Annotated in this window: 20 protein-coding genes and 1 pseudogene; 7 read left to right on the top strand and 14 right to left on the bottom strand. The window is 60.6% G+C overall.

What is annotated here, in order from left to right:
* Window positions 1-1,940 (bottom strand): alpha-1,4-glucan--maltose-1-phosphate maltosyltransferase (locus AC1D2Q_RS28810; RefSeq protein ID WP_477815441.1); only part of this gene is annotated, 1,940 nt, incomplete at its 3' end.
* A gap of 228 nt (window positions 1,941-2,168) precedes the next feature.
* Here AC1D2Q_RS28810 and AC1D2Q_RS28805 point away from each other — a divergent pair.
* Entirely contained in the window at window positions 2,169-2,333 is a 165-nt protein-coding gene (locus AC1D2Q_RS28805) for a hypothetical protein (RefSeq protein ID WP_477815440.1), read from the top strand.
* An 8-nt stretch (window positions 2,334-2,341) separates the two neighbouring features.
* Here AC1D2Q_RS28805 and AC1D2Q_RS28800 read toward each other — a convergent pair whose 3' ends face one another.
* A complete protein-coding gene (locus AC1D2Q_RS28800) occupies window positions 2,342-2,842 on the bottom strand; it encodes an MgtC/SapB family protein (RefSeq protein WP_105342050.1) in 501 nt (166 codons plus the stop codon).
* 137 nt (window positions 2,843-2,979) lie between these two features.
* Between AC1D2Q_RS28800 and AC1D2Q_RS28795 the strand changes: the two genes are divergently transcribed.
* From AC1D2Q_RS28795 to mapR, 3 genes are all read left to right on the top strand, one after another.
* Complete coding sequence (locus AC1D2Q_RS28795; RefSeq protein WP_477815439.1) at window positions 2,980-3,213, top strand: DUF3203 family protein; 234 nt, start codon at window positions 2,980-2,982, stop codon at window positions 3,211-3,213.
* A gap of 195 nt (window positions 3,214-3,408) precedes the next feature.
* Window positions 3,409-4,839: a cytochrome c oxidase accessory protein CcoG gene (gene ccoG / locus AC1D2Q_RS28790; protein WP_477815438.1), complete on the top strand. Its 1,431-nt coding sequence runs from the start codon at window positions 3,409-3,411 to the stop codon at window positions 4,837-4,839.
* Between the two features lie 143 nt (window positions 4,840-4,982).
* Window positions 4,983-6,392, top strand: coding sequence for a GntR family transcriptional regulator MpaR (mapR, locus tag AC1D2Q_RS28785; protein WP_018926134.1), 1,410 nt, complete (start codon window positions 4,983-4,985; stop codon window positions 6,390-6,392).
* An 81-nt stretch (window positions 6,393-6,473) separates the two neighbouring features.
* On the opposite strand, the gene AC1D2Q_RS28780 is transcribed toward mapR, so the two are convergent.
* The 8 genes and pseudogenes from AC1D2Q_RS28780 to AC1D2Q_RS28745 form a co-directional block, all read right to left on the bottom strand.
* The gene (locus tag AC1D2Q_RS28780; RefSeq protein ID WP_018926135.1) at window positions 6,474-7,220 is read right to left on the bottom strand and encodes an SDR family oxidoreductase; all 747 of its coding nucleotides are present in this window, start codon (window positions 7,218-7,220) and stop codon (window positions 6,474-6,476) included.
* A gap of 104 nt (window positions 7,221-7,324) precedes the next feature.
* Complete coding sequence (locus AC1D2Q_RS28775) at window positions 7,325-9,406, bottom strand: putative bifunctional diguanylate cyclase/phosphodiesterase (RefSeq protein ID WP_477815437.1); 2,082 nt, start codon at window positions 9,404-9,406, stop codon at window positions 7,325-7,327.
* Between the two features lie 182 nt (window positions 9,407-9,588).
* A complete protein-coding gene (locus AC1D2Q_RS28770) occupies window positions 9,589-11,070 on the bottom strand; it encodes an efflux transporter outer membrane subunit (protein WP_477815436.1) in 1,482 nt (493 codons plus the stop codon).
* Window positions 11,067-14,174: an efflux RND transporter permease subunit gene (locus AC1D2Q_RS28765; protein ID WP_477815435.1), complete on the bottom strand. Its 3,108-nt coding sequence runs from the start codon at window positions 14,172-14,174 to the stop codon at window positions 11,067-11,069. Before AC1D2Q_RS28765 ends, AC1D2Q_RS28770 begins: the two co-directional genes overlap by 4 nt.
* Window positions 14,171-17,275 (bottom strand): MdtB/MuxB family multidrug efflux RND transporter permease subunit, encoded by a 3,105-nt coding sequence (locus tag AC1D2Q_RS28760; RefSeq protein WP_477815434.1) that lies wholly within the window; start codon window positions 17,273-17,275, stop codon window positions 14,171-14,173. Before AC1D2Q_RS28760 ends, AC1D2Q_RS28765 begins: the two co-directional genes overlap by 4 nt.
* Window positions 17,272-18,588: an MdtA/MuxA family multidrug efflux RND transporter periplasmic adaptor subunit gene (locus AC1D2Q_RS28755; RefSeq protein WP_477815433.1), complete on the bottom strand. Its 1,317-nt coding sequence runs from the start codon at window positions 18,586-18,588 to the stop codon at window positions 17,272-17,274. Before AC1D2Q_RS28755 ends, AC1D2Q_RS28760 begins: the two co-directional genes overlap by 4 nt.
* A 180-nt stretch (window positions 18,589-18,768) precedes the next feature.
* Entirely contained in the window at window positions 18,769-19,269 is a 501-nt protein-coding gene (gene tpx / locus AC1D2Q_RS28750; RefSeq protein WP_105342071.1) for a thiol peroxidase, read from the bottom strand.
* Between the two features lie 149 nt (window positions 19,270-19,418).
* Window positions 19,419-19,496, bottom strand: a pseudogene (locus AC1D2Q_RS28745) (polyketide cyclase); the annotation flags it as partial.
* A gap of 215 nt (window positions 19,497-19,711) precedes the next feature.
* On the opposite strand from AC1D2Q_RS28745, the gene AC1D2Q_RS28740 reads away from it, so the two are divergent.
* Both AC1D2Q_RS28740 and AC1D2Q_RS28735 read left to right on the top strand, forming a co-directional pair.
* Complete coding sequence (locus AC1D2Q_RS28740) at window positions 19,712-20,137, top strand: YciI family protein (protein ID WP_477815432.1); 426 nt, start codon at window positions 19,712-19,714, stop codon at window positions 20,135-20,137.
* A 261-nt stretch (window positions 20,138-20,398) separates the two neighbouring features.
* The gene (locus AC1D2Q_RS28735; RefSeq protein ID WP_477815431.1) at window positions 20,399-20,548 is read left to right on the top strand and encodes a hypothetical protein; all 150 of its coding nucleotides are present in this window, start codon (window positions 20,399-20,401) and stop codon (window positions 20,546-20,548) included.
* Window positions 20,549-20,594: 46 nt separating this feature from the next.
* Here AC1D2Q_RS28735 and AC1D2Q_RS28730 read toward each other — a convergent pair whose 3' ends face one another.
* The 4 genes from AC1D2Q_RS28730 to AC1D2Q_RS28715 form a co-directional block, all read right to left on the bottom strand.
* On the bottom strand, window positions 20,595-21,266 hold the full coding sequence (locus AC1D2Q_RS28730; protein ID WP_477815430.1) for a DUF3313 domain-containing protein: 672 nt from the start codon (window positions 21,264-21,266) through the stop codon (window positions 20,595-20,597).
* A 120-nt stretch (window positions 21,267-21,386) separates the two neighbouring features.
* On the bottom strand, window positions 21,387-22,355 hold the full coding sequence (locus tag AC1D2Q_RS28725) for a hypothetical protein (protein WP_477815429.1): 969 nt from the start codon (window positions 22,353-22,355) through the stop codon (window positions 21,387-21,389).
* A gap of 164 nt (window positions 22,356-22,519) precedes the next feature.
* Window positions 22,520-23,014 carry a DUF934 domain-containing protein gene (locus AC1D2Q_RS28720; protein ID WP_477815428.1) on the bottom strand — a complete coding sequence of 165 codons (495 nt, stop codon included), beginning with the start codon at window positions 23,012-23,014 and terminating at the stop codon, window positions 22,520-22,522.
* The gene (locus AC1D2Q_RS28715) at window positions 23,011-24,684 is read right to left on the bottom strand and encodes a nitrite/sulfite reductase (protein ID WP_477815427.1); all 1,674 of its coding nucleotides are present in this window, start codon (window positions 24,682-24,684) and stop codon (window positions 23,011-23,013) included. Before AC1D2Q_RS28715 ends, AC1D2Q_RS28720 begins: the two co-directional genes overlap by 4 nt.
* 264 nt (window positions 24,685-24,948) lie before the next feature.
* Here AC1D2Q_RS28715 and ccoN point away from each other — a divergent pair, with 264 nt between their 5' ends.
* Window positions 24,949-26,376 (top strand): cytochrome-c oxidase, cbb3-type subunit I, encoded by a 1,428-nt coding sequence (ccoN, locus tag AC1D2Q_RS28710; protein WP_477815426.1) that lies wholly within the window; start codon window positions 24,949-24,951, stop codon window positions 26,374-26,376.
* The last annotated feature ends 12 nt before the right edge of the window (window positions 26,377-26,388 follow it).

Here is a 26,388-nt window from a genome sequence, read left to right as displayed (position 1 = left end):
AACTGGTACTTGCCGTGCCAGGTCCAGCGGTGGCCGTTCATCAAGTCTTCACCCTGGGTGCTGGCATCGTCGGGCAGGCCCATTTCCCATAGCGGCAATTCAAAATTCGCTTCCTGGACGTTATGCGGATCGAGGCTAACGGCCACCAGAATGAAATTGCTGCCGTCCACACTGCGTTTGCCGAAGTACAGAATGTTGTCGTTCCAGGCGTTGTAGATCTTCAGGCCCAGGTGCGTGTGCAGCGCCGGGTTCTGCCGGCGGATGCGGTTGAGTTGGGCGATTTCGGCAATGATGTTGCCCGGCGCGGTGAAGTCCCGTGGGCGGATCTCGTACTTCTCGGAATTGAGGTACTCCTCCTTGCCCGGCACCGGCGCCGCTTCACACAGTTCAAAGCCCGAATACATGCCCCACAGGCCAGAGCCCATGGTCGCCAGCGCGGCCCGGATCAGAAAACCGGCGCGACCGGATTCATGCAGGAACGCCGGGTTTATGTCCGGCGTATTGACGAAAAAATTCGGCCGGTAGCATTCGCGCCACGGCGACTCGTTGAGCTCGGTGAAATAGGTCGCCAGTTCGGTCTTGGTGTTGCGCCAGGTGAAATAGGTGTAGCTCTGGGAGTAACCGACCTTGCCCAGACGCGCCATCATCGCCGGCGTGGTAAATGCTTCGGCGAGGAAAATCACTTCGGGGTACAGCGCCCGCACATCGGCGATCAACCATTGCCAGAACGGCAACGGTTTGGTGTGTGGGTTATCAACGCGAAACAGCTTCACGCCCTCTTCGACCCAGCCCACCACGATGTCTCGCAACTCGATCCACAGGCTGGGAATCGCGTCCACGGCATAGAAGTCGACGTTGACGATGTCCTGGTATTTCTTCGGCGGGTTCTCGGCGTATTTGATCGTGCCGTCCGGTCGCCAGTTGAACCAGCCCGGGTGTTGTTTGAGCCACGGGTGATCCTGGGAACACTGAATCGCAAAGTCGAGGGCCACTTCCAGCCCATGCTCGGCCGCCGCCGTGACGAGTCGGCGAAAGTCTTCGCGGCTGCCCAGTTCCGAGTGAATCGCCTCGTGTCCACCCTCTTCGCTGCCGATGGCGTAAGGGCTGCCCGGATCGTCGGGGCCGGCGGTCAATGAGTTGTTCGGGCCTTTGCGATAGCTGCGGCCAATCGGGTGGATCGGCGTGAAGTACAGCACATCGAAGCCCATGTCCTGAATCATCGCCAGCCGCGTATGCACGTCATTAAAGGTGCCATGACGGGCCGGGTCATCGGTGATCGAGCGCGGAAACAATTCATACCAACTGGCGAACTGCGCCAACTCCCGCTCCACGTCCACCGGGTATTCAGGACTCAGGCTCACGAAAGGATGATGATCGGCCTGGGCCATCAAGTCCGCGCTGCGCTGGTGCAGAAACAAGGCAACCTGCTCGGTTTCGAGCAGACCGGACAACTCATGGTGCAACGCCGCCAGCTGCTCGCTGAGGAGGCCTTCGCTGCGTTCCGCTGCCTGCTGGACGTGCAGGCGCCCTTCCTGCAATTCCAGGCTGACCGACATGCAGGCCCCGTGCTTTTTTTTCAGTTCATAACAAAAACTGGCGTACTGATCGATCCAGGCTTCGATGCAGAATACATGGCGGCCCTGCTTCTTGACGCGGAACTGGCCCTGCCAGCCGTTATTGCCCAGCCCGGCCATCACCTCGCTCTGCCAGGTGTCGTCGCCTTCGGCGCACCAGCGGATGCGCACGGCCAGTTGGTCGTGACCGTCGGCAAACACTTTGCTGGTCACCACCACGTCCTGATCGACCACGGCTTTAACGGCAAATTGCCCGCCATCGAGGGTCGGCATGGTGTTTTCAATTACGATCCGCGGCAGCAACAATGCCTGGGACAGCGGTATATGCGGGTTGTAGCTCAATTCTGTGGGTTTCTCTGCAGTCATCGAGCATCTCTCCTTTACGCCCCAAGGACGCTCTTGTGCCTGGTCGTCATTCACGCGAAGCAGTCTGCCCCGATATGAACGCACCGGCATGAACTCACATAAGTTCCGAGCCACAGGCGCCGGCAAAGTTCACAGGGATTTGCCAAGTCTTTCGGGGAATCAAATCCGCCAGGCACGGGTCAACCAACTTAAGCACGACTCACGCCATCTGCCACTGGAGCCTTATCCATGAGCATTCCAATCCCGGCCGAGACACCCGATCCGAACATTGATGAGCCGACAATCCCGCCCACCGAGCCAGGCCCGGTACCCGAGCAAGAGCCGCCCGGAACCACTCCGCCACCCCGCGAGGAACCGCAGACTCCGCGATCACCAGTGATTGTGAATCCGTGAGCGCGCCCCTACGGGTTTCGATCTTTTTCCAGCTGACGCACGATGACCGGCATCACACCGAGGATCACCAACGCCAGCAATGTACTGAGCACCGCCGTCGCCTCGCGGCCCAGCCCGGCCGAAACGCCGATGGCGGCTGTCATCCACAACCCGGCGGCGGTGGTCAGGCCTTTGACGTGGCCCTCATTGCCATCGGTGTTCTTCAGGATAGTCCCGGCGCCGAGAAAACCGATGCCGGCGATTACCCCCTGTACCACCCGGCTCATGGCATCGGCCTGAGCCCCCGACATCTGCGGCACCAGCACAAACAGCGCCGCGCCCAACGCGACCAGCATATGAGTACGAACCCCGGCAGCCTTGCCCTTTTGCTCACGCTCGAAACCGAGAAGGCCGCCCAGCAAGGCGGCCATCAGCAATCGCACCGTAATGCGCGTCAGTTGCGAGGCGTCGCCGACATCGGCGAATTCCGCTTGCAGCGTCACCCAAACCTCGTGCCACCAGGCGTCCATGGTGCATTCCTTATCATTTGAACGGAAAAACGGCCCCCTCTAGACGATGGACCCCACCCACCATTAATCGGTTGCGCAGAACGATGACCGGCGAATGCGCCCTAACCCTTAAGAACCCGCAGAAAAAGGATTGCTCCATGACCGTGCGCATCGAAAACCAGACCTGCTTCTTAATCACCGAAAACGGCGAAGAAATTCGTCTTTGCCCCGATGTCACCATCATCACTGACGAGGAAAAATCCATGTCGGCGGTCGACCTCGACGGCCAGCGCATCTACATCACCGAAGCAGAAGCCGACGCATTGACCGTAGCAGGCGCCGTGGACGGTCGGCGGCATTTGAAGGCCACAGACAGTGATTCGGTGATTTGACTGACCCGCATCCACTCCCACCACCCGCGCTTGACATAGGCGCTTGCGGCCCGCCGCTACGGGGGCATCAAGTTGTCGCAGGTGGATGTTGGCACCTCATCTGATCCGCTTTTTATTGCGTTAGCTGAGTCTGTTATGCAAACAGATCGCTGGTCATAGTGCTCAGGCCTGATGGAGGCTGATGAGCGAAAGACCATGAGCGATAGAATCCCCGTCCGAACCGTTGAACCTGCCTCATTTTTAAAAAACAATGAACCTTCGCGTCCAAAGATGAAGGCCAAGTCCAGCGACAACCTGATCCACACCCGCAGCTTCACCGGCCTGTTCCGCACCCTGCGCATGAGCGGCGCGGGGTTTCTGTTTCTGCTGTTCTTCGGCACGGTATGGCTGAACTGGGGCGGCCGCCAGGCGGTGCTCTGGGACCTGTCCGAAAGCAAGTTCCACATCTTCGGCGCGACCTTCTGGCCCCAGGATTTCATTCTGCTGTCGGCGCTGCTGATCATCGCCGCGTTCGGTCTGTTTGCGATCACCGTGTTCGCAGGCCGGGTCTGGTGCGGTTACACCTGCCCGCAGAGCTCCTGGACCTGGATCTTCATGTGGTGCGAGAAGATCACCGAAGGCGAGCGCAACCAGCGGATCAAGCTGCAAGCCGCGCCCTGGGGCATTAACAAACTGCTCCGCCGCTCGGCCAAACACACGTTGTGGCTGGCGATCAGCCTGCTCACCGGCCTGACCTTCGTCGGTTACTTCACACCGATCCGGCCCCTGACCGAAGAGCTGCTGACTTTGCAAATCGGCGGTGTCAGCCTGTTCTGGGTGCTGTTTTTCACCGGTGCCACTTACATCAACGCCGGCTGGCTACGTGAAGCCGTGTGCATGCACATGTGCCCGTATGCGCGGTTCCAGAGCGTGATGTTCGACAAGGACACCCTGACCATTTCCTACGACGTGGCTCGCGGCGAGAACCGTGGCCCGCGCAAACGTGAAGTGAAACCCGCCGAGGTCGGCCTGGGTGATTGCATCGACTGTCAGTTGTGCGTGCAGGTCTGCCCGACCGGCATCGACATCCGCGATGGTTTGCAGATGGAATGCATCGGTTGCGCCGCGTGCATCGACGCCTGCGATTCGATCATGGACAAAATGGGCTACGCCCGTGGGCTGATCAGCCACACCTCGGAGCATCAATTACAGGGTGGCAAGACCCACCTGCTGCGCCCGCGCCTGATCGGTTACACCGCGGTGCTGCTGGTAATGATCGGCGCCCTCGCCCTGGCCTTGGTGGAACGGCCGATGGTGTCGCTGGACGTGAGCAAGGACCGTGGCCTGTTCCGCGAGAACAGTGAAGGCCAGATCGAAAACATCTACAGCCTGAAGGTCATCAACAAGACCCAGCAACGTCAGGATTACCGTCTGACGCTGGTCGATGGCGACGGCTTCCAGTTGCAAGGCAAGACCGAACTGAGCCTGGCCGCCGGTGAAATCGTCGATGTACCGGTGTCGGTGGCGATGACCACGGAACGGCCGAGCAGCAGCTCGCAGACGATCAGTTTCAAGATTGTCGACAGCGATGAGCCAGACATCTATAGCGTGGCCAAGAGCCGGTTTGTTGCACCGATGAACCGTTGAGCCTTTAAGATACCGCAGCAAAAGATCGCAGCCTTCGGCAGCTCCTACAGGAGAATGCGCGCCCCTGTAGGAGCTGCCGAAGGCTGCGATCCTGGCAATTTCGACCGCGACCTTTTTCTAAATGACACCACTCCGGGCACTCGATGAAACGCTACGAAAAATTCGCCGACGACATCGCTGAACTGATCCGCTCCGGCGTTCTTGGCCCCGGCCATCGGGTGCCGTCGGTACGCTACGCCAGCCAGACCTACGGCGTCAGCCCGTCCACGGTGTTCCAGGCCTATTACCTGCTCGAACGTCGTGGCCTGATCCGCGCGCGACCGCGTTCCGGCTACTTCGTCAATGCGCATGCACCAAGCCCGTTCTCGGAGCCGGTGATCAGCAGCCAGGTCAACGAGTCCACCGAAGTCGACGTCAGCGAACTGGTGTTCTCGGTGCTGGACTCGATCAAGGACCCGACCACCGTGCCCTTCGGTTCGGCCTTCCCCAGCCCCACGCTGTTCCCGCTGCAGCGCTTGTCCCGCTCGCTGGCCAGTGCCTCCCGGGAGATGGACCCGCGCATGGTGGTCACCGACATGTCGCCGGGCAACCCGCAACTGCGTCGGCAAATCGCCCTGCGCTACATGGTTGGCGGGCTGATGCTGCCGATGGAAGAATTGCTGATCACCAACGGCGCGTTGGAAGCGCTGAACCTGTGCCTGCAAGCCGTCACCGAGCCTGGCGATCTGGTGGCCATCGAAGCCCCGGCCTTTTACGCCAGCCTGCAAGTGCTGGAACGGCTGAAGCTCAAAGCCGTGGAAATCCCCGTCCACCCGCGAGACGGCATCGACCTCGGCGTACTCGCTCAGACCCTGGAACGGCACCCGATCAAGGCCTGCTGGTGCATGACCAGTTTCCAGAACCCCATGGGCGCGACCATGCCCGAGGCGAAGAAACAGGAGTTGGTGGAGTTGTTGCGCAGCCATCAGGTGCCGCTGATCGAAGATGACGTCTACGCCGAGCTCTATTACGGCCAACAGGCGCCGAAACCGGCCAAGGCGTTCGACACCGAAGGGCTGGTGATGCATTGCGGTTCGTTCGCCAAGAGCCTGGCCCCCGGCTACCGCATCGGCTGGGTCGCCGCCGGGCGCTATGCGCAGAAAATCGAACGGCTGAAACTCATGACCTCGCTGTGCGCTTCAATGCCCGCCCAGGCCGCCATCGCCGATTACCTGCAACACGGCGGCTACGACCGGCACCTGCGCAAACTGCGTTACGCCCTGGAAGAGCAGCAAAGTGCCATGCTCGCCGCCATCGCCCGCTACTTCCCGGCCCAGACCCGCGTCAGTCAACCGGCCGGCGGTTACTTCCTGTGGCTGGAACTGCCACCGCAGATGGATTCGTTGAAGTTGTTCCAGATGGCATTGGCACAGGGGATCAGCATTGCACCGGGGCCAATTTTTTCACCGACCCAGCGGTTCAGAAATTGTATCCGGTTGAATTATGGCAGCCCATGGACCGAGGATTCGGAGAAGGCGATGGAGACGCTGGGGCGAATTGTCAGGTCCTTTTAACAGCAAAAGATCGCGGCGCCCACAGGCGCCCGTGCGTAGGAGCTGCCAAAGGCTGCGATCTTTTGATCTTGCTTCTGATCTTTACCGCCCACCACCAAGATCGACGAAAGTCCCGGTCGCATACGACGCCTTATCCGACAACAACCACACAATCGCCTCCGCTACTTCATCCGGCCGCCCACCACGGGCCATCGGGATCGCCGACTCCAGCTTGCTGACCCGATCCGGATCGCCGCTCAATGCATGGAAATCGGTGTAGATGTAACCCGGCCGCACCGCATTGACACGAATCCCCTCGCCCGCCACTTCCTTGGACAGACCGATGGTGAAGGTGTCCAGCGCCCCCTTGGACGCGGCGTAATCCACGTACTCGTTGGGTGAGCCCAAACGCGAGGCAACCGAGGAAACATTGACGATACTGCCGCCCTGCCCGCCATGTTTGGGCGACATGCGCAAAATCGCGTGTTTGGCGCAGAGGATCGGCGCCAGGACGTTGGTCTTGAGGATTTTCAGAATGCGGAATTCCGACATTTCGTCGATCCGCGACTTTTGCCCGACGGTGCCGGCGTTGTTCACCAGCGCCGTGACCCGGCCCAGTTCGGTGTCCACCCGATGAAACAGAGCGATCACTTCGTCTTCGATGCTGACGTCGGCGCGCACGGCGATGGCTTGGGCGCCGCGTGCACGGACTTGCTCCAACACACTAAGCGCCGCCTGTTCGTCGGACTGATAGTTGATGCAGATCCGATAACCCTGCTCGGCGGCCAACAGGGCCGTGGCGGCACCAATTCCGCGGCTGCCGCCGGTGATGACGATGACTTTGTCCATGCTGACATTTCCCCCGTTTCAAGCGTAAGCAGTCGGGGCCAAGAATAACCGCCATCGGCGGGTTTTGCATGGAGCTGCATCAATCCGCTGAGGTGAGGGGGCAATCAACCCGTTGCCGATTGCTCTCCACGGTGTATGTCGACCATGAAGCGATCGGCCGGTAGCGGGTGCCCGAGCAGATAACCCTGCAAAGAGTCGCAGCCCAGCTGGGTCAGGAAGTCCTGCTGAACATCGGTTTCCACCCCTTCGGCGACGATCCGCAGGCCCAGCGCCTGGCCCAGGGCGACGATGGCCGAGACAATGGCCGCGTCGTCGCTGTCGTGCTCCAGATCGCGGACGAAACCCCGGTCGATCTTCAGTTCATTGGCCGGCAGGCGCTTGAGGTACATCAAGCTCGAATAGCCGGTACCAAAGTCATCGATGGACAGGTCGACGCCCATTTCCGACAGCTCCTGCAACACCGTCATGCTCGCATCGGCGTCGTTCATGGCGGTGGTTTCGGTGATTTCCAGGGTCAGGCTGTTGGCCGGCAGATGATGGGCGGCCAGGGCTTTGGCAACGCTCTGCACCAGCCCCGCATGGCAGAATTGCAAGGCCGAGAGGTTCACCGCGATACGCCAATCGGTGTAACCGAGCACGTACCACTCGCGCATCTGCCGGCAGGCCTCGTTGAGCACCCACTCGCCAATCGGAATGATCAGCCCGGTCTTCTCCGCAAGGTCAATGAACGTGTCCGGCTGCAGCAGGCCCAGGGTCGGATGCTCCCAGCGCAGCAACGCCTCGGCGCCCACCGGTCGGCCATGACCGGCGTCGAATTTGGGCTGGTAATAAAGTTTGAACTGCTGCTGATCGACGGCACTGCGCAAGTCCTGGAGCAATTGCAGCTGTTTGCGCGCGTTGCTGTTCATCGAGGCGTCGAAGAAGCGATGACCGTTTTTCCCGGCGCCTTTGGCGTGGTACATCGCGGCATCGGCGTTCATCAGCAACTCATCGGCCGTCTGACCGTTGCCCGGATAGAGCGCGATGCCGACACTGGCGGAAATCTGCAAGTCATGTTCGGCGACCCGGAACGAGCGCGCAATCAACCCGACCTGACGCTCCGCCAGGCTCAGCGCATCGTTCGGCTCGTTCAGGCGCACCAACAACACGAACTCGTCGCCGCCGATCCGCGCCAGGGTGTCCTGGCTACGCAGGTCTTCGCGCAGGCGCAATGCAACTTCACGCAACAACTGGTCGCCCATGTGATGGCCGAACGCATCGTTGACCGGCTTGAAGCCGTCCAGATCAATGAACATCAACGCAAAACAGCCGCCCTGTTCCTGCACTTTCGATACGGCCTGATCGATACGGTCAGCCAGCAACATGCGGTTGGGCAAACCGGTCAGGGTGTCGTGCAAGGCCAGTTGAGTGAGTTCACGGTTGGCCACGGTCAGCGAGTGGGCGAGGTCCGCAGTGCGAGCCTCCAGGCGGGCATCGAGGATCGACGTCAGCAAGGCGATGCTCAATATCGCCAAGGTGGTGATCAGCACCAGGCTGTCCAGCCCCTTGCCGTTCAAGCCACTGATCGCCGCGCCACAGAAACTGCCATCGGCAAAGCGCGCCGCGGCCATGCCGGTGTAGTGCATGCCGACGATGGCGATGCCCATGACGACTGCAGCACCCGCACGGAACAGGCGAACATGCGGCGTGTGCTGGCGCAGGCGGAAAGCGATCCATAACGCCGCGCCCGACGCGCCGACGGCAATAAGCAGCGACGCGCCAAACAGAGTCGGGTCGTAATCGATGCCCGGCTGCATGCGCATGGCGGCCATGCCGGTGTAATGCATGGCGCTGATGCCTGCGCCCATGACCAGCGCGCCGAACGCCAGTTGCCAGGCCGGCAGCTGTGGCTGACTGACCAGCCACAGGGCAAAGCCGCAAGACAGCACCGCGATCAACAGTGACAGCGCCGTGAGGGAAGTGTCGTAGCCCAGGTCGATCGGCAATGTGAACGCGAGCATGCCGATGAAATGCATCGACCACACGCCGATGCCCATCGCAAAAGCGCCACCCCCCGTCCATAAATGCACCGCTCGGCCCTTGGCCGTGGCGATGCGTCCGGTGAGGTCGAGCGCGGTATAAGAGGCCAGTATCGCCACGCACAGCGATATGAAAACCAGCGTAAGGGAATAACTACCAATGAGCATGGGATTTCTCGCAACAGCCCCCGCCATACTGTGTTTGTTCTCGGGGAGCAAAGCCGGCGATTGTACTGATTCCGCGGACGAACGCACTCACAAAGTAATCAAATGGCCACCAAGATGATTGTGGCGAGGGAGCTTGTCGGATTGATCGTTCCCACTGAGTGGGAACGATCAATCGACTTGTGCTATTGCTTGTCGCTGACCTGAAGTTGCCCGTCCCACCCGCCGCCCAGCGCGGCAATCAACTGCACGCTGGCAATCAGCCGGCTCTGCAACAAGCTCAGCACGTTGCGTTCATTGTTCAACGCCGTGGCTTGAACCACCACCACATCCAGATAAGCGATCAACCCGGCCTTGTACTGGTTCTGGGTCAAGCGAAGGGAGTCGCGCGCCGCATCCAGAGCTTCCTGGCGCACGACCGCTTCGTCTTCCAGCACCTTGAGCTGCACCAGATAATTTTCTACCTCGCGAAAGCCATCGAGCACGGTCTGGCGGTATTTGGCGACAGTCTCGTCGTAGGCCGCTTCACTGCGATCGACTTCCGCCGAGCGCTGCCCACCGTCGAACAGGGTCATGGCCAGTTGTGGGCCGACCGACCAGAAACGGTTCGGCAGGCTGATCCAGTTGGCGTAGGTGCTGCTGCTATAACCGCCGTTCATGTTCAGAGTCAGGTCCGGGTAGTAAGCAGCTTTGGCCACGCCGATGTTGGCGTTGGCGGCCATCACCGAGCGTTCGGCGGAGGCGATGTCCGGACGGCGTTCCAGCAACTGTGAAGGCAGGCTCAGCGGCACTTGAGGCAACGCCGGGATGTCTTGGGTTTCGGCCAGGCTGAATTCGGCCGGTGGCAGGCCGATCAGCACGGCGATGGCGTTCTCGAACTGCGCGCGCTGCCAGATCAGGTCGACCAGTTCCGCCTGAGTGGTTTTGAGCTGAGTGGTGGCCTGGGCCACCGCATCCTTGCCGGAAACGCCGGCGCGGTATTGGTTTTCGGTCATTTTCAACGAGCGCTGATAGGCCTCGACTGTCGCTTCCAGCAGGCGTTTCTGCTCATCGATCACCCGCAATTGCAGGTAGTTCTGCACCAGCTCCGATTGCTGGCTCAGGCGCATCGCCGCCAGGTCGGCAAAACTCGCTTGGGCATTGGCCGTGTCGGCTTCCAGGCCTCGACGTAATTTGCCCCAGATGTCGGCTTCCCAACTGACCCCGGCCTGTGCCGAGTAAGTGTCACGGATACCGCTGGACGAACTACTCAAGCTCGAACTGCTACTGCCAGTGCCCTGGCTGGAGCGGCTCTTGCTGACGGTCAGGTCCACTGTCGGGAAAAATGCCCCCCGGGCACTGCGCACCAAGGCCTGGGCCTGACGGTACTGGGCCTCGGACTGGGCAACGGTCTGGTTGGCGCTGTTGAGCTTTTCGATCAGGCCGTTGAGCTGCTGATCGCCATACAGCTCCCACCAGGCACCGCGCGCCAACGAATCGCTGGGGTTGGCCTGACGCCAGCCGGCCGCCTCTTTGTACTGCGCAGGTGCGGCGGCTTGCGGGCGCTGGTAATCCGGGCCGATGGCGCAGGCGCTGAGCATCGCCACGCACAGCGACAGGCTCAGCAAACGCGAGCCTCGGGCCGTGATCAGCGGTGCAGCCAGATTGAGAAGCGAACGGTCAGTCATAGCGGAGTTTCCAGAGCAGCATCGGTACGCACCCCACGCCAGTGGTTGAAACGATGGCGCAGTTTGTCGAGATAGAGGTAAACCACCGGGGTGGTGTAAAGGGTCAGCACCTGGCTGAAGACCAGCCCGCCGATGATGGTCAGGCCCAGCGGCTGACGCATTTCCGCCCCTTCAGCGCGGCTCAGCAGCAGCGGCAAGGCCCCGAGAATCGCCGCCAGGGTGGTCATCAGAATCGGTCGCAGCCGTTGCAGGCAGGCGCTGCGGATCGATTCCAGCGGCTCCAGGCCCTGGTGCCGTTCCAGTTGCAGCGCCAGGTCGATCATCAGAATGGCGTTTTTCTTCACCACGCCAATCAACAGGAACAGCCCCAACAAGGAGATCAGGCTGAACTCACCGCCCAGCACATAGATCGACAGCAGCGCGCCGACCCCGGCCGACGGCAAGGTCGAAAGAATGGTCAGCGGATGAATGTAGCTTTCATACAGCACACCCAGCACCAGATACACCGCCACCAGCGCACCGAGAATCATCCACGGCTGGCTCTTCTGTGCGGCGGCGAAGGCGTCGGCGGTGCCGGCCATTTTCGCGATCACGTCTTCCGGCAGGCCGACCTTGGCAATCGCTCGTTCGATGGCTGCCGAGCCCTGCTCCACCGTCACCCCTTCGGCCATGTCGAAGGCGATGCTTTCCGAAGCGAACTGGCCTTCGTGGCTGACCCGGTCGTTTTCCAGGCTGCTCTCATAGTGGGCGATGGTCGACAACGGAATTCGCGCGCCGTCGGCAGTGATCACTTTGACCTGGTTCAGGGTGACCGGGTCCTGGGCGTATTTCGGATTGACCTCCATCACCACCTGATACTGGTTGAGGCTGTCATAGATCGTCGAAATCTGCCGCTGGCTATAGGCGTTGTTCAGCACCGCCGTGACCATGTTCATGTCCACGCCCAGTCGCTTGGCCTGGTCGCGATCGACGATCAGCGTCACTTGCTGGGCGCCACGACCTTCGCGGGCGTCAATCGCCGTCAGCTCAGGCAGGGCCTTGAAGGCGGCAACGACTTTCGGATACCACTCGCGTAACGCGCCGAGGTCGCCACTTTGCAGGATGTAGGAGTACTGCGAGGTGGTTTGCTCGCGACCGCCGCCGAATTGCAGGTCCTGGTCGGCCATCAGCATCAATTGCGCACCGGGCACCTTGGGCATTTCCTTGCGCAAACGCTCGATGACTTTCTGCGCGGACAGGTTGCGTTCCTTGATCGGCTTGAGCCGCACCAGCATGAACGCGTTATTGGTGCCGTTGTTGCCACCGATGAACCCTGCAACGCTTTGCACCGCGTCGTCCTTGAGCACCGCGCGGCGGAAGGTTTCCATCTTCGGCTGCATCACGCTGAACGACAGGCCATTATCGCCACGTACGAAACCGATCAGCTGGCCGGTATCCTGCTGCGGCATAAATGCTTTAGGAACAACGACATACAGCGCGATGTTCACACCAATTGTCACGAACAGACTGAGCAAGGTCAGTCGGCGATGACGCAGCACCCAGTCGAGGCTGGTGGCGTATTTGCCAACCATCCAGTCGTTGGCCCGCTGGCTCCAGCGTTGCAGACGGTTTTCCTGCCCCGGCGTATGTGGCTTGAGCCAGCGGGCGCAGAGCATCGGCGTCAGCGTCAGCGACACCAGCAGCGACACCACGATGGCCGCCGCCAGGGTGATGGAAAACTCGCGGAACAGGCTTTCGATGATCCCGCCCATGAACAGGATCGACAGGAACACCGCCACCAGTGAGACGTTCATCGACAGCAGCGTGAAGCCGACTTCCTGCGCCCCGAGGTACGCCGCCTTCATCGGCGGTACGCCCTTGTCGATGTGCCGGGAAATGTTCTCCAGCACCACGATGGCGTCGTCCACTACCAGCCCGGTGGCCAGAATCAGCGCCATCAGCGACAGGTTGTTCAGGGAGAAGCCGTAGAGGTACATCACCGCAAACGTGCCCACCAGCGACACCGGCACCGCCAGGGTCGGGATCAGCGAGGCGCGCAAGTTACCGAGGAACAGGAACACCACCAGAATCACCAGCGCAACGGCAATCAGCAGGGTCATTTCCGCTTCGTGCAGAGTGGCCTTTATCACCGGCGAACGGTCCATCGCCAGGTTGAGCTTGACGCTGGCCGGCAGCACCGCCTGCAATGCCGGCAATTGCGCCTTGATCTCGTTGACCGTCTCGATGATGTTGGCGCCGGCCTGGCGGTTGATCACCAGCAAGACTGCCGCGTCATCGTTGAAGAACCCGCTGTTGTAGCGGTCCTCGACACCGTCGCTGACCTTGGCCACATCCTTCAGGCGCAGGGCCGCGCCGTCTGCGTAGTGAATGATCAGCGACTCGTAATCCTTGGCTTTTTCCAGCTGATCGTTGGCCTGGACCTGCCACAGCCGCTGGCCGTCTTCGACCGAACCCTTGGGCCGGCGCACGTTGGCGTTGGCGATGGTGGTACGCACATCGTCCAGCGCCACGCCGTACTGGTTGAGCGCCTGGGGTTCGAGCTCGATGCGCACCGCCGGCAACGAACTGCCGCCGATCTGCACTTCACCCACACCCTGCACCTGGGACAGGCTCTGGGACAGAATGGTCGAGGCCAAGTCGTAGAGCTGGCCTTTTTCCAGCACATCCGAGGTCAGCGACAGCACCATGATCGGCGCTTGCGATGGGTTGACCTTCTTGTAGGTCGGCATGCTGCGCATCCCGCTGGGCAGCAGGTTGCGCGAGGCGTTGATCGCCGCCTGCACTTCCCGCGCCGCGCCGTTGATGTCGCGGTCCAGGTCGAACTGCAGAATCACCCGGGTCGAGCCCTGGCTGGAACGGCTGCTCATGGTGTTGACCCCGGCGATGGTACCGAAGGAACGCTCCAGCGGCGTCGCCACGGTCGAGGCCATGACCTCCGGGCTCGCGCCAGGCAGACTGGCCTGAACCACGATCACCGGGAAATCCATCTGCGGCAGTGGCGATACCGGCAACAGGCCGAAGCTCACGCTGCCCAGCAACATGATCGCCAGGCTCAGCAGCATCGTCGCGACCGGGCGCTTGATGAAAGGTCCGGACAGGTTCATGGCTGCTCTACCGGGTCCACGGACTGGGCCTTACGACCCCAGCGCCGCCCGAGGCGGTCGAAGTACAAGTAGATGACAGGCGTGGTGAACAGCGTCAGTACCTGACTCACCAGCAAACCACCGACCATCACCAGACCCAAAGGCTGGCGCAACTCCGCGCCGGAACCGGTGGCGAGCATCAGCGGCACCGCGCCGAACAATGCCGCCAGGGTGGTCATCAGAATCGGCCGGAAGCGCAACAGCGCCGCCTGATAGATCGCAGCCTGCGGGTCCATGCCCTGATTACGTTCAGCCTCGAGGGCGAAGTCGATCATCATGATCGCGTTCTTTTTCACGATACCGATCAGCAAGATGATGCCGATGATCGCGATCATCCCCAGGTCATTACCGCTCAACAGCAGCGCCAGCAAGGCGCCGACCGCCGCCGAAGGCAAGGTCGAGAGGATGGTGATCGGGTGGATGTAGCTCTCGTAGAGCACGCCGAGCACGATGTACATGGTCACCACCGCCGCCAGAATCAGCAGCAAGGTGCTCGACAGCGACGCCTGGAACGCTTCGGCCGCGCCCTGGAACTGGGTCTGCACGCCAATCGGCATGCCGATGTCTTTCTGCACCTGATCGATGATCTGCACCGCATGCCCCAACGCCACGCCGGGCGCCAGGTTGAACGACATCATCACCGCCGGGAACTGGCCGATGTGGGTGATCGCCAGTTGCGCCTGACGTTCCTCGACATGCGCCAGGCTGGACAAACGGACCTGGCCGCCATCGGTGGTCTTGACGTGAATCTGGTTCAGCGCTTCGGGGCCGATCTTCTCGCCGGACTGCGATTGCAGCACCACGCGGTACTGGCTGGCCTGGGTGTAAATGGTGGAAATCTGCCGCTGACCGAAGGCGTCGTACAGCGCATCGGTGATGTTCGACACCGACACGCCAACCCGCGACGCCGCATCGCGGTCGATCACTAGATAAACCTGTAAGCCTTTGTCCTGCAAGTCGCTGGCGACGTCGGTCAGCTCCGGCCGTTGGGCCAGGGCTTCGACCAGACGCCCGCTCCACAGGCTGAGCAACTCGGCATCCGGTGACGACATGCTGAACTGGTACTGCGTACGGCTGACCCGATCTTCGATGGTCAGGTCCTGCACCGGCTGCATGAACAGGCGAATGCCGACCAGCTTGTCCAGCTCCGGTTGCAAGCGGGCGATGACTTGGGTCGCGCTCAGGTCGCGGTGGCTGTGGGACTTGAGGTTGATCAGCAACCGGCCGCTGTTGAGTGTCGAGTTATCACCGTCGACCCCAATGTAGGACGACAGGCTCTCGACCGCAGGATCAGCCAGGATCACCTTGGCCAGTTGCTGCTGGCGCTCGCTCATCGCCGCGAAGGAAATCGACTGCGGCGCCTCGGAAATCCCCTGGATCACCCCGGTGTCCTGCACCGGGAAGAAGCCCTTGGGCACCACCATGTACAGGAACACGGTCAATGCCAGCGTGCCGATGGCCACCAGTAAGGTCAGCGGCTGATGCTTGAGCACCCACTGCAACTTGCGCCCGTAGGCGGCGATCATCCAGTCGATGGTTGCGCCACTGGAGCGGTAGAACCAGCCCTGGTCTTTTTCCTTGGGCTCACGCTTGAGCAACCGCGCGCACATCATCGGCGTCAGGGTCAGGGACACCACCAGCGAAATCAGGATCGCCACCGCCAACGTGATCGCGAACTCGCGGAACAAACGCCCCACCACGTCGGCCATGAACAGCAACGGAATCAGCACCGCGATCAACGACAGCGTCAGGGAAATCAGGGTGAAGCCGATCTGCCTGGCACCCTTGAGCGCCGCTTGCAGCGGGCTGTCGCCCTCTTCGATGAAGCGGGAAATGTTCTCCAGCATGACGATCGCATCATCCACCACGAAACCGGTGGCGATGGTCAGCGCCATCAGGGTCAGGTTGTTGACCGAAAACCCGGCGAGGTACATCACGCCGAACGTGCCGATCAACGACAGCGGCACCGCCACCGACGGAATGATCGTGGCACTGGCCCGCCGCAGGAACAGGAACGTGACCATCACCACCAGGGCGATGGCGATCAGCAGTTCGTGTTGCACGTCGGTGACCGAGGCGCGGATGGTCTGGGTGCGGTCGGTGAGCACGGTGACGTCGAGGCCGGCCGGCAGGTTGTCGGTGATGCTCGGCAGCAAGGCCTTGATCCGGTCGACCACCTCGATGACGTTGGCGCCGGGCTGACGCTGGATGTTCAGCAGCACGGCCTGGTTTTCATTGGCCCAGGCGGCGAGGCGTTCGTTCTCGGCACCGTCGACGATTTGTGCCACGTCCTTGAGCCGCAACGGCGCGCCGTTTTTATAGGCCAGAATCAGGTTGGCGTAGTCCTTGGGTGACGTCAGCTGGTCGTTGGCGTCGAGCATCGACACCCGGGTCGGGCCGTCGAAGTTGCCCTTGGGCTGGTTGACGTTGGAGGCACCGATCAAGGTGCGCACGTCCGACAGGTTCAGGCCGTTGGCCGCCAGGGCCTCGGGATTGACCTTGATCCGCACCGCCTGACGCTGACCGCCGGCAATAGTGACCATGCCGACGCCGCTGATCTGGGCGATTTTCTGCGCCATACGGGTGTCGACCAAGTCATTGAGCTTGGGCAGCAGCATGGTTTTGGAGGTGATGGCCAGGGTCAGCACCGGGGTATCCGCCGGGTTGACCTTGTTGTACACCGGCGGCGCCGGCAAATCCTTGGGCAGCAAATTGGTCGCGGCGTTGATCGCCGCCTGCACTTGCTGCTCGGCGACGTCCATGTTGATGTCGAGACTGAACCGCAGGGTCAGCACCGAGGCACCACCGGAACTGGTCGAAGCCATCTGGGTCAGGCCGGGCATCTGGCCGAACTGGCGCTCCAGCGGCGCAGTCACCGCGCTGGTCATGACATCCGGGCTGGCGCCGGGATAGAGCGTCATGACGCGGATGGTCGGGTAATCGACCTGGGGCAACGCCGACACCGGCAGCAGCCGATAAGCGATCACCCCGGCCAGGATAATGGCCAGCATGCTCAGGGTCGTGGCGACCGGGCGAAGGATGAACAGCCGCGAGATGTTCATGCGCCGCCCTTTTTCGCCTTGTCGGTGGCCGCCGGCTCGCCTGGGGTCGCCGCCGATTTGCCTTGCAGATGTTCGGTCGGAGTGGTCGGTACATCCTTGCTGTCGTTGACCACTTCCACTTCACTGCCGTCCTTCAGGCGGTCGGTGCCCTCCAGCACCACCCGATCACCGACGGCCAGACCTTCGGTAATCACGGTGTTGTCACCGTCACTGGCGCCGACTTTCAACTGGCGGATGGTGACCTTCTTGTCGCCGTCCAGGGCATAGACGAATGTGCCGTTGGTGCCGAACTGGATCGCCGCCGAGGGTGCAAGCACCACGTCTTTGAGGGTGTCGGCCAGCAGGTGCACGTTGACGAACTGATTGGGGAACAGCGCTTGATCGCGATTCTCGTAACGGGCTTTGAATTTCAGGGTGCCGGTGGTGACGTCGATCTGGTTATCGAGGCTCTGCAACACGCCGGTGGCCTGCAATTGGGTGTCGCCGCGGTCCCAGGCTTCGGCGGGCAGCCTGGCGCCGGTGCGATAGCGGGCCAGCACGGTGTTCAGGCTGTTTTCCGGCAAAGTAAACGCGACGCTGATCGGCTGGGTCTGGGTGATGATCACCAGCGCCGTGGTGTCGTTGGCCGCCACCAGGTTGCCGACGTCCAGCTGCCGCAGGCCCACACGCCCGGCGATCGGAGCGCGGATCTTGGTGAATTCGAGATTGAGCTTGGCGTCGTTGACCGCCGCCTGATTGGTCTTGACCGTGCCCTGATACTGGCCCACCAAGGCTTCGGCGGTGTCCAGGGTTTGCTTGGCGATACTGTCTTCGCGGTACAGGCCACGATAGCGCTCGACGTCGACCTGGGCGTTTTTCAATTGCGCCTGATTCTGCAGCAAGGTGCCTTCGGCCTGGAGCAAGGCATTCTGATAAGGACGTGGATCGATCTCGGCCAGCAGGTCACCCGCCTTGACCATCTGCCCCTCTTCGAAATAAACCTTGACCAGTTCGCCACCGACGCGGCTGCGCACATTGATGGTGTTCAGCGCCGTGACCGTGCCCAGCGCCTTGTAATACAGCGGAAAATCGCCTTTGACCACCGGCGCCACGCGCACCGGAACCGGTCCCGTCGCCCCGCCGAATCCCGGACGCATCCCCCCCGACCGACCGGTATGCCCGGCAACGGCTTTCTGCCCTGCGCCCTCCTTCGGGCTGCTGCCAGCGGGCCAGAACTTCCAGCACAGGCCGGCGATGACCAACAGGACAAGCAGGCCGAACAGCCAGCGACGAGGATTGCGGGAAGCGGAGGATTGCATGGAATGATCAACCATTGGGCGCGTGCGCTTTTTTTCTACGGGAGGCTGAACGATAAGCACTGGCGGGTATTAAGCAAAGCGCCTTTACCGGCAATTTACCTTTGGCTTACGGAACAGGAGGTTTAGCTAAAACACTGAAGCACAAATGAAAACGGCCTGGACAGGGCCAGGCCGTTAACAATTGTAAAACTTTGCTTACTTCAGAACGGCGAGCGCTGCATCGTAGTTCGGTTCTTCAGCGATTTCCTTGACCAGTTCGCTGTGCAGGACCTTGTCGTTTTCGTCCAGAACCACGACGGCACGGGCGGTCAGGCCTTTGAGTGGACCATCGGCGATGGCCACGCCGTAGTTTTCCTTGAACTCGGCACCGCGCAGGGTCGACAGGTTCTGTACGTTTTCCAGGCCTTCGGCGCCGCAGAAGCGGGCTTGGGCGAACGGCAGGTCGGCGGAGATGCACAGCACGACGGTGTTGGCCACGTCATTGGCCTGGGCGTTGAACTTGCGCACGGAGGTGGCGCAGGTCGGGGTGTCGATGCTTGGGAAGATGTTCAACACTTTGCGCTTGCCGGCGAAGCTCGCCAGGGTCACGTCGGACAGATTGCCGGCAACCAGGGAAAAGGCTGGCGCCTGGGAACCGGCTTGTGGCAGTTGGCCGTTGACTTGAACCGGGTTGCCTTTAAGAGTGACTTGAGCCATGAACGGAGTCCTTCTGAACGTTGATGTAGAGAATTTTGACGAGGCCGAAGTTAACCACGAAATGGGCCGGGGACCTATGCAAAAACACAAATTGTCATGAGTGGCGGGAGAGGCAAACCTGCAATTCCACAGGGCTGGATGCACGTGCACTACCCGAGCAACCGCAGCATATTGCGGTGCCGCGCCACGAAAATCCGCCGCATGCAGGCATTCACCAGCAGCCCTTCAGTCAATTCCAGTACGGGCATGAAGGGCACCTTCCGTTGGTCGTTGGATGGGTTGCACAGGAATATTTGATCGCGAGGAGGATGTCGAAAATACATCTGCTCTCTACAACATCGACTAAAACGAAAAGGACAATTTTTGTTTAGGTGCATTGTCGATTCAAGTCACGCCCGTTCGACTATGCAATGAATCACTCAACTTCAACGGAGACAAGACCATGCGATTCATGATCATTGTAAAAGCCAGCCCCGATTCCGAGGCCGGCGTGATGCCCAGCGAAGAACTGATGACCGCAATGGGCAATTACAACGAGGAACTGGCCAAGGCCGGCATCCTCATCGATTGCGATGGCCTGCAACCGAGCAGCAAAGGCGCGCGGGTGCGTTTCTCGGGTGAAAAACGTACGGTCATCGATGGCCCGTTCGCCGAAGCCAAGGAGCTGATCGCCGGTTACTGGATTTGGGAGGTCAAGTCGAAAGAGGAAGCGATCGAGTGGGTCAAGCGCTGCCCCAACCCGATGCCGGGTACAGAGGCCGAGATCGAGATTCGCCAGGTGTTCGAGGCCGAAGATTTCGGTGCCGAGTTCACACCGCAGTTGCGGGAGCAGGAAGAGCGCGTGCGGGCGCAGGCGAAGAAGTACTGAAGCACACCGACAGCCAACTTCCCGAAGTCAGTATGGAAGAGAAAGGAACGGACTACCTATATCGCGAGCAAGCCCATGCCCACAGGAGTTTGTAGTTGGCAAATGAGCCAAGGCTCACTCAATACCTGTGGGTGGCTTGCCCGCGAATGGATCTTCAATTCAACAAGCAAACCCGTTGACGCGACAACCACCTGCTAGAGTAAAAAAAAGCCTTCATGTAAGCCGGGCTGAATGTCATCTTCGGAAAATGAGGAAACGTCTATGAATGGTTTGCTTCGCGCTGCGGCATTCAGCCTGATGGCGCTTTTCGCAAGTTGTGGTGTCGGTGCCCAGACAATGCAAAGTCATGCGGTGCCGATTGCTTCCACCGTCACACCGGCCGATATCCAGGGGGATAGCCAAAGAGATTGATCGTTCCCATGCCTGGGAACGATCTTGCGTGAACAACAAACCCGCGTTACTTGGATTTGAATTTTACAAACGACTGATTCATGTCCGAAGCCCAGCCATCGATCACGTTTTTCACGTCATCGGCTTTCATCACCTGAGCTTCGTTTTCCAGCGGTTTGCCGGTGCCCTTGCGCACCACTTGAGCGATGACTTTGTTGGTGCCGCCATCGAGAAACACCGCTTCGGTGGCCAGATCGGTTTGCTGATCGCGAGCACCGCTGGCGGTGGTGACGGCCGCTGCCACCAGGGCGATCGGGATTACTTCATACGGCTTGAGGCTTTCGGTCTTGCTGCTGACAGCGGTGATCGCCGCACGCACCACGATCACGCCTGGGCCGGGGCCGCTGGCCAGCGGCAGGGATTTACCCAGTTCGCGCTTGAGCGCCTGATCGTAGTAGCTGGTAATGCCGTTCAGCGTGGTTTGAGGGATTTTCACTGTCGGTTGCGGTTTGGGATAGAGCTGAGTCGGCTCGATGTAGGCACTGGTGTATTTGTTGACGTCGAGCTTGGGATCGACCCAGCGCATCACCACGGCGCCCGATGGCGACTTGGCTTCCTTGAGCTGGCTGTAGTCCTTGAGAAAACCGGAGTACTGGTCTGGCTCGACGACTTTGCTGGCGCAACCCGCCACCCCGAGAGAGGCGATGCACAGTGTGCTCATCATTAACGCAAGCTTCATGCTTTAACTCCTGTCAGAAGGACGGCAACGGTATTGCCTACGAGAGTTACAGGTATAGCTAATGCCCGGCGTTTTTGTATCGAAAATCACAATTTTCAGCTCTCGCCACGGTCGCGGCAATCACCACGAAGATCCGCTTTTCGCTGCCAACTCCCGCCGACTATTGGCCCGCATCGTCTTGATCAACGACACCGTGCCCACCAGGATGATCACCGCGCCGAACAGGAAGTCGATGGTGTACAACTGGAAATCGTTCAACGGCCCCACCAGGAACACCCGGATCGCGCCAATACTCACCAGCGTCGCGAGAAAGTCGATGCCCGGCTCGTCGCGATAGAACACGTGCAACAGCGGCAGGCACATCACCAGCAACAACAGCAACACAATCACCTTGAACGAGCCCTTGCGCTCGACGCTGAACGCGCATTCGTTGGCGCCGTAGGGCGTGTAGTCCTGCTCGCTGATCAGCGAATTTTTCTCGTTGATGTACTCGGCACGGTTGTACTTCTGGATCGGCGTAAAGGTGTTGGACATCTGCATGCTGGTGGTGACGTTTTTGAAGCGCAGGTCGATGCGCTCGTTGCCCTTGAGGTAGTACAACACCGGTTTGTAACCGTAGCGGTAGGTGTCGAACGGAAAATCCGTCGCCCGCCCCTGGACGTCAATGGGCCGGGGCTCAAGTTCGGCGTAGGCACTTTTGTTGACTGAAGACAGGTTGCGGCTCAGGGGTTTGATCTTGACCTGTTCCATGAAAATCGGCGCAACGCCGTAGGACCATTGCAGCGGTTCCATGCGCAGCCGCAATTCGTTGCGGCCCAGGTCATAGCGATCAAAGGTTCGTTCGGAAACGACAACCGCCCCCGAGAGCATGAACTCGCCGCGAACGTTGTTGGTGATGCGCAGCGACAGTTGATCCTTGCCCAACCCGCCGCTATCGCTGGCCGGCGGCGTGCCGCACCAGGCGTAACTGTCGAATGCATCCCCGAGCTGGCCGTTACGGTTCTCTTTGAATACATAAAAATAACTGCCCCACAGGGCCGCCATCAGCAACAGCGCTATCAACCCTAAAATCTTCTTGCCCGCGCCCAAACCAGACTCCTTTCTTCACCAACTCCATATGAGACGCAGACTGTATCAAAATGCCATCAGTGGCCCAAGCGAAAGATCACAGCCTCCGGCAGCTCCTACGGGACTGGCACATGGCGCGGTTCTGTAGGAGCTGCCGAAGGCTGCGATCTTTTGATCTCGATGCCCTACCGCCGCCGAAACAACGGTCGCGGTTCGATCACCGAACGCCCATACAACACGCTCATCCCCGCCAATCCCTTGAGCGCATCTTCGGCAGACTTGTCTTCACGCACGGCAAAGCTGTCGAAACCACATTGACGCATATGGCTGAGTTGATCGCGCAGCACGTCGCCAATCGCGCGCAATTCGCCTTGCCAACCGAATCGCGTGCGCAACAGATAGGCCTGGCTGTAGGCGCGTCCGTCGCGAAAGCTCGGGAAGTCCAGGGCAATCAGCGGCAGGTCGGGGAACCACGGAAACAGGTTTGCCACTTCGTCGTCAGGACCGAGCCATACACCTTCGAGCGCGGTCGTGGTGTCGGCATTAAGGGTCAGCCACCGGGGTAACGGCAGGATCAGCGGCCCGGCCGGCAGTTCACCGGTCGTTTCACGAATCAACTGCCACGGGTCGTCGCGCACCCACTCGGCACCGCCCTCTCGCAAACGCAGCAGATTGTTCATGCCGACACCTCCAGGACTTTCGGGTAGACGCACTCCTTGAATGGCTCCAGACCGATGCGCGCCAGGGTATCGACGAACAGTTCTTCGCTCTCGCGGTAGCGCACGAACGTGCCGATGATCCGTTCAATCACATCGGGCACCTCGGCGGCACTGAAGGATGGGCCGATGACCTTGCCCAACGCGCTGTTCTTGCCCTGGGCGCCGCCGAGGGTGATCTGGTACCACTCGCTGCCGTTCTTGTCGACGCCAAGAATGCCGATGTTGCCGATGTGGTGGTGACCGCAGGCGTTCATGCAGCCGGAGATGTTCAGGCTGATGTCACCCAGGTCATGCAGGTAGTCCAGATCGTCGAAACGCGCCTGAATCGCTTGCGCGATGGGGATCGACTTGGCGTTGGCCAGGGCGCAGAAGTCGCCGCCGGGGCAAGCGATGATGTCGGTCAGCAAGCCAATGTTGGCACTCCCCAGGCCTTGCTCGCAGGCCAGGCACCACAGCGCATAAAGGTCTGCCTTGGGCACGTCCGGCAGGACGATGTTCTGTTCATGGGCGATGCGGATTTCGCCGAAACCGAACTGTTCGGACCATTGCGCCACCGCTTTCATTTGCTCGGCCGTGACATCCCCCGGCGGCGCGGCAATGCCCGGTTTGGTCGACAGCACCACGCTGGCGTAACCCGGCACTTTGTGCGGCTGAACGTTGCGCGCCACCCAACGGGCGAACGCCGGGTGCTCGGCCAGGCGCGTGCCGAAGTCCAGGTCGGTGCCGGCCAGTGAACGGTAATCGGGGGGCACAAAGGCACTGGCGACGCGCTCGTACTCGACATCGGTCAACTGCGCCGGACCGTCCTTGAGGTATTGCCACTCCTCCTCCACTTCCTTGGCAAACGCTTCAATCCCCAAGGCCTTGACCAGAATCTTGATCCGCGCCTTGTACTTGTTATCGCGCCGCCCGTGGCGGTTGTAGACCCGCAGCACCGCCTCGACGTAAGACAGCAAATGCTGCCACGGCAAGCCTTCGCGAATCTGCAGACCGAGAATCGGTGTACGCCCCAGCCCGCCGCCAACGATCACCCGCAAGAGCATTTGCCCGCTGTTGTCGCGATAAAGATAAAGGCCGATGTCATGCATCATGATCGCCGCGCGGTCCTGTTTCGCCGAGCAGATGGCGATCTTGAACTTGCGCGGCAGGAACAGGAATTCCGGGTTGATGGTCGACCATTGCCGCAGGATCTCTGCCAGCGGACGCGGGTCCATCAGCTCGTCCGCCGCGACGCCGGCGAAGGCTTCGGTGGTGATGTTGCGCACGCAGTTGCCGGAGGTCTGGATCGCGTGCATTTCCACTTGGGCCAGGCGTTCGAGGATCTCCGGGACCTGGGCCAGTTGGATCCAGTTGAACTGCATGTTTTGCCGGGTGGTGAAATGGCCATAGCCACGATCGTAGTCCCGGGCAATGCTCGCCAGGGTGCGCATCTGCTGTGCGCCGAGGGTGCCGTAAGGAATCGCCACGCGCAGCATGTAGGCGTGTTTTTGCATGTACAGGCCGTTCTGCAAACGCAGGGGCAGGAACTCTTCTTCGCTCAATTCGCCGGCCATGAAACGTTCGACCTGATCGCGAAACTGCGCAACACGCTCGAACACCAGGGCCCGGTCATAGTCATCGTATTGATACATGTGGCTACCTCATCAGGATTGATCGGGCTCTACGGCTCGCTCTCGAGGTAGCGACTATGAACCTGCGGCACAGCGCGTTATAGATTCAGCTAAACACTAAAAAACCGTATCAGGACGCGACTGATGGCCGCAGGCGTGCCCCACATCTGATCCGTATAAATGAAAGTTTCCTGAGACTGTTTTGTTTCCGGCAGGGTTTCTACAGTTCATCGCATGCCAGACCGGGTGGCCTGGCAAGACTTTGCAACCGTGGAAGAACTGACCATGAGCACAGCAACAATCGGACTGGCCTATAACTACAAGGTCGTCCGCCAATTCGTCGTGGCAACCGTGGTATGGGGGGTCGTCGGGATGGCGATGGGGGTATGGATCGCGTCGCAACTGGTATGGCCCGAGATGAACCTCGACTTGCCGTGGACTACCTTCGGCCGCTTGCGCCCGCTGCACACCAGCCTGGTGATTTTCGGCTTTGCCGGCAGTGCGCAATTCGCCGCCAGTTACTACGCCGTACAACGCACCTGCCAGGTGCGGCTGTTCTCGAACAAACTCGCTGCGTTCACCTTCTGGGGCTGGCAATCGGTGATCGTGGTAATGCTGATCAGCCTGCCGCAGGGCTACACGACCACCAAGGAATACGCCGAGATCGAGTTCTCCGGCGCGGTGTGGATGACGGTGGTCTGGCTCGCCTATGCCATCGTGTTCTTCACCACCGTGGTGCGCCGCAAAACCAAGCATATCTACGTCGGTAACTGGTTCTTCGGCGCGTTCATCGTGGTGATCGCCATGCTGCACGTGGTCAATCACCTGTCGATTCCGGTGGACTGGTTCAAGTCGTATCCGGTGTACTCCGGGGCCACCGACGCGATGGTGCAGTGGTGGTACGGCCACAACGCCGTTGGCTTTTTCCTCACCACCGGGTTTCTCGGGATGATGTACTACTTCGTGCCGAAACAGGTGGGTCGGCCGGTGTATTCCTATCGTTTGTCGATCGTGCACTTCTGGGCGCTGATCACCCTGTACATCTGGGCTGGCCCGCATCACTTGCACTACACCGCACTGCCGGACTGGGCGCAGTCGCTGGGCATGGCGATGTCGCTGATTCTGCTGGCGCCGAGCTGGGGCGGGATGATCAACGGCATGATGACGCTGTCGGGGGCCTGGCATAAGTTGCGCACCGACCCGATCCTGCGGTTTCTGGTGCTGTCCCTGGCCTTCTATGGCATGTCGACCTTCGAAGGGCCGATGATGGCGATCAAGACGGTCAATGCCCTCTCCCACTACACCGACTGGACCATCGGCCATGTGCACGCCGGCGCCTTGGGCTGGGTGGCGATGATCACCTTCGGCGCCATCTATCACATGGTCCCGAAAGTCTTCGGCCGCACGCAAATGCACAGCGTGCCGCTGATCAACCTGCACTTCTGGCTGGCCACCATCGGCACCGTGCTGTACATCGCGTCCATGTGGGTCAACGGCATCACCCAAGGCTTGATGTGGCGCGCAATCAACGACGACGGCACGCTGACCTACTCGTTCGTCGAGGCGTTGCAGGCCAGTCATCCGGGCTTCATCGTGCGGTTCGTCGGCGGGCTGTTCTTCCTCAGCGGCATGCTGCTGATGGCTTATAACGTGTGGCGTACGGTGCGGGTTGCAGATGTGAAGATGGCCGAACTTGAAGCGCAGTTTGCCTGAGGCAAGGAGCCT

It is taken from the genome of Pseudomonas sp. P1_A1 (assembly GCF_056406935.1).
The sequence above is the reverse complement of the archived record's forward strand: the minus strand, read 5'-3'. Positions and strand labels throughout refer to the sequence as shown.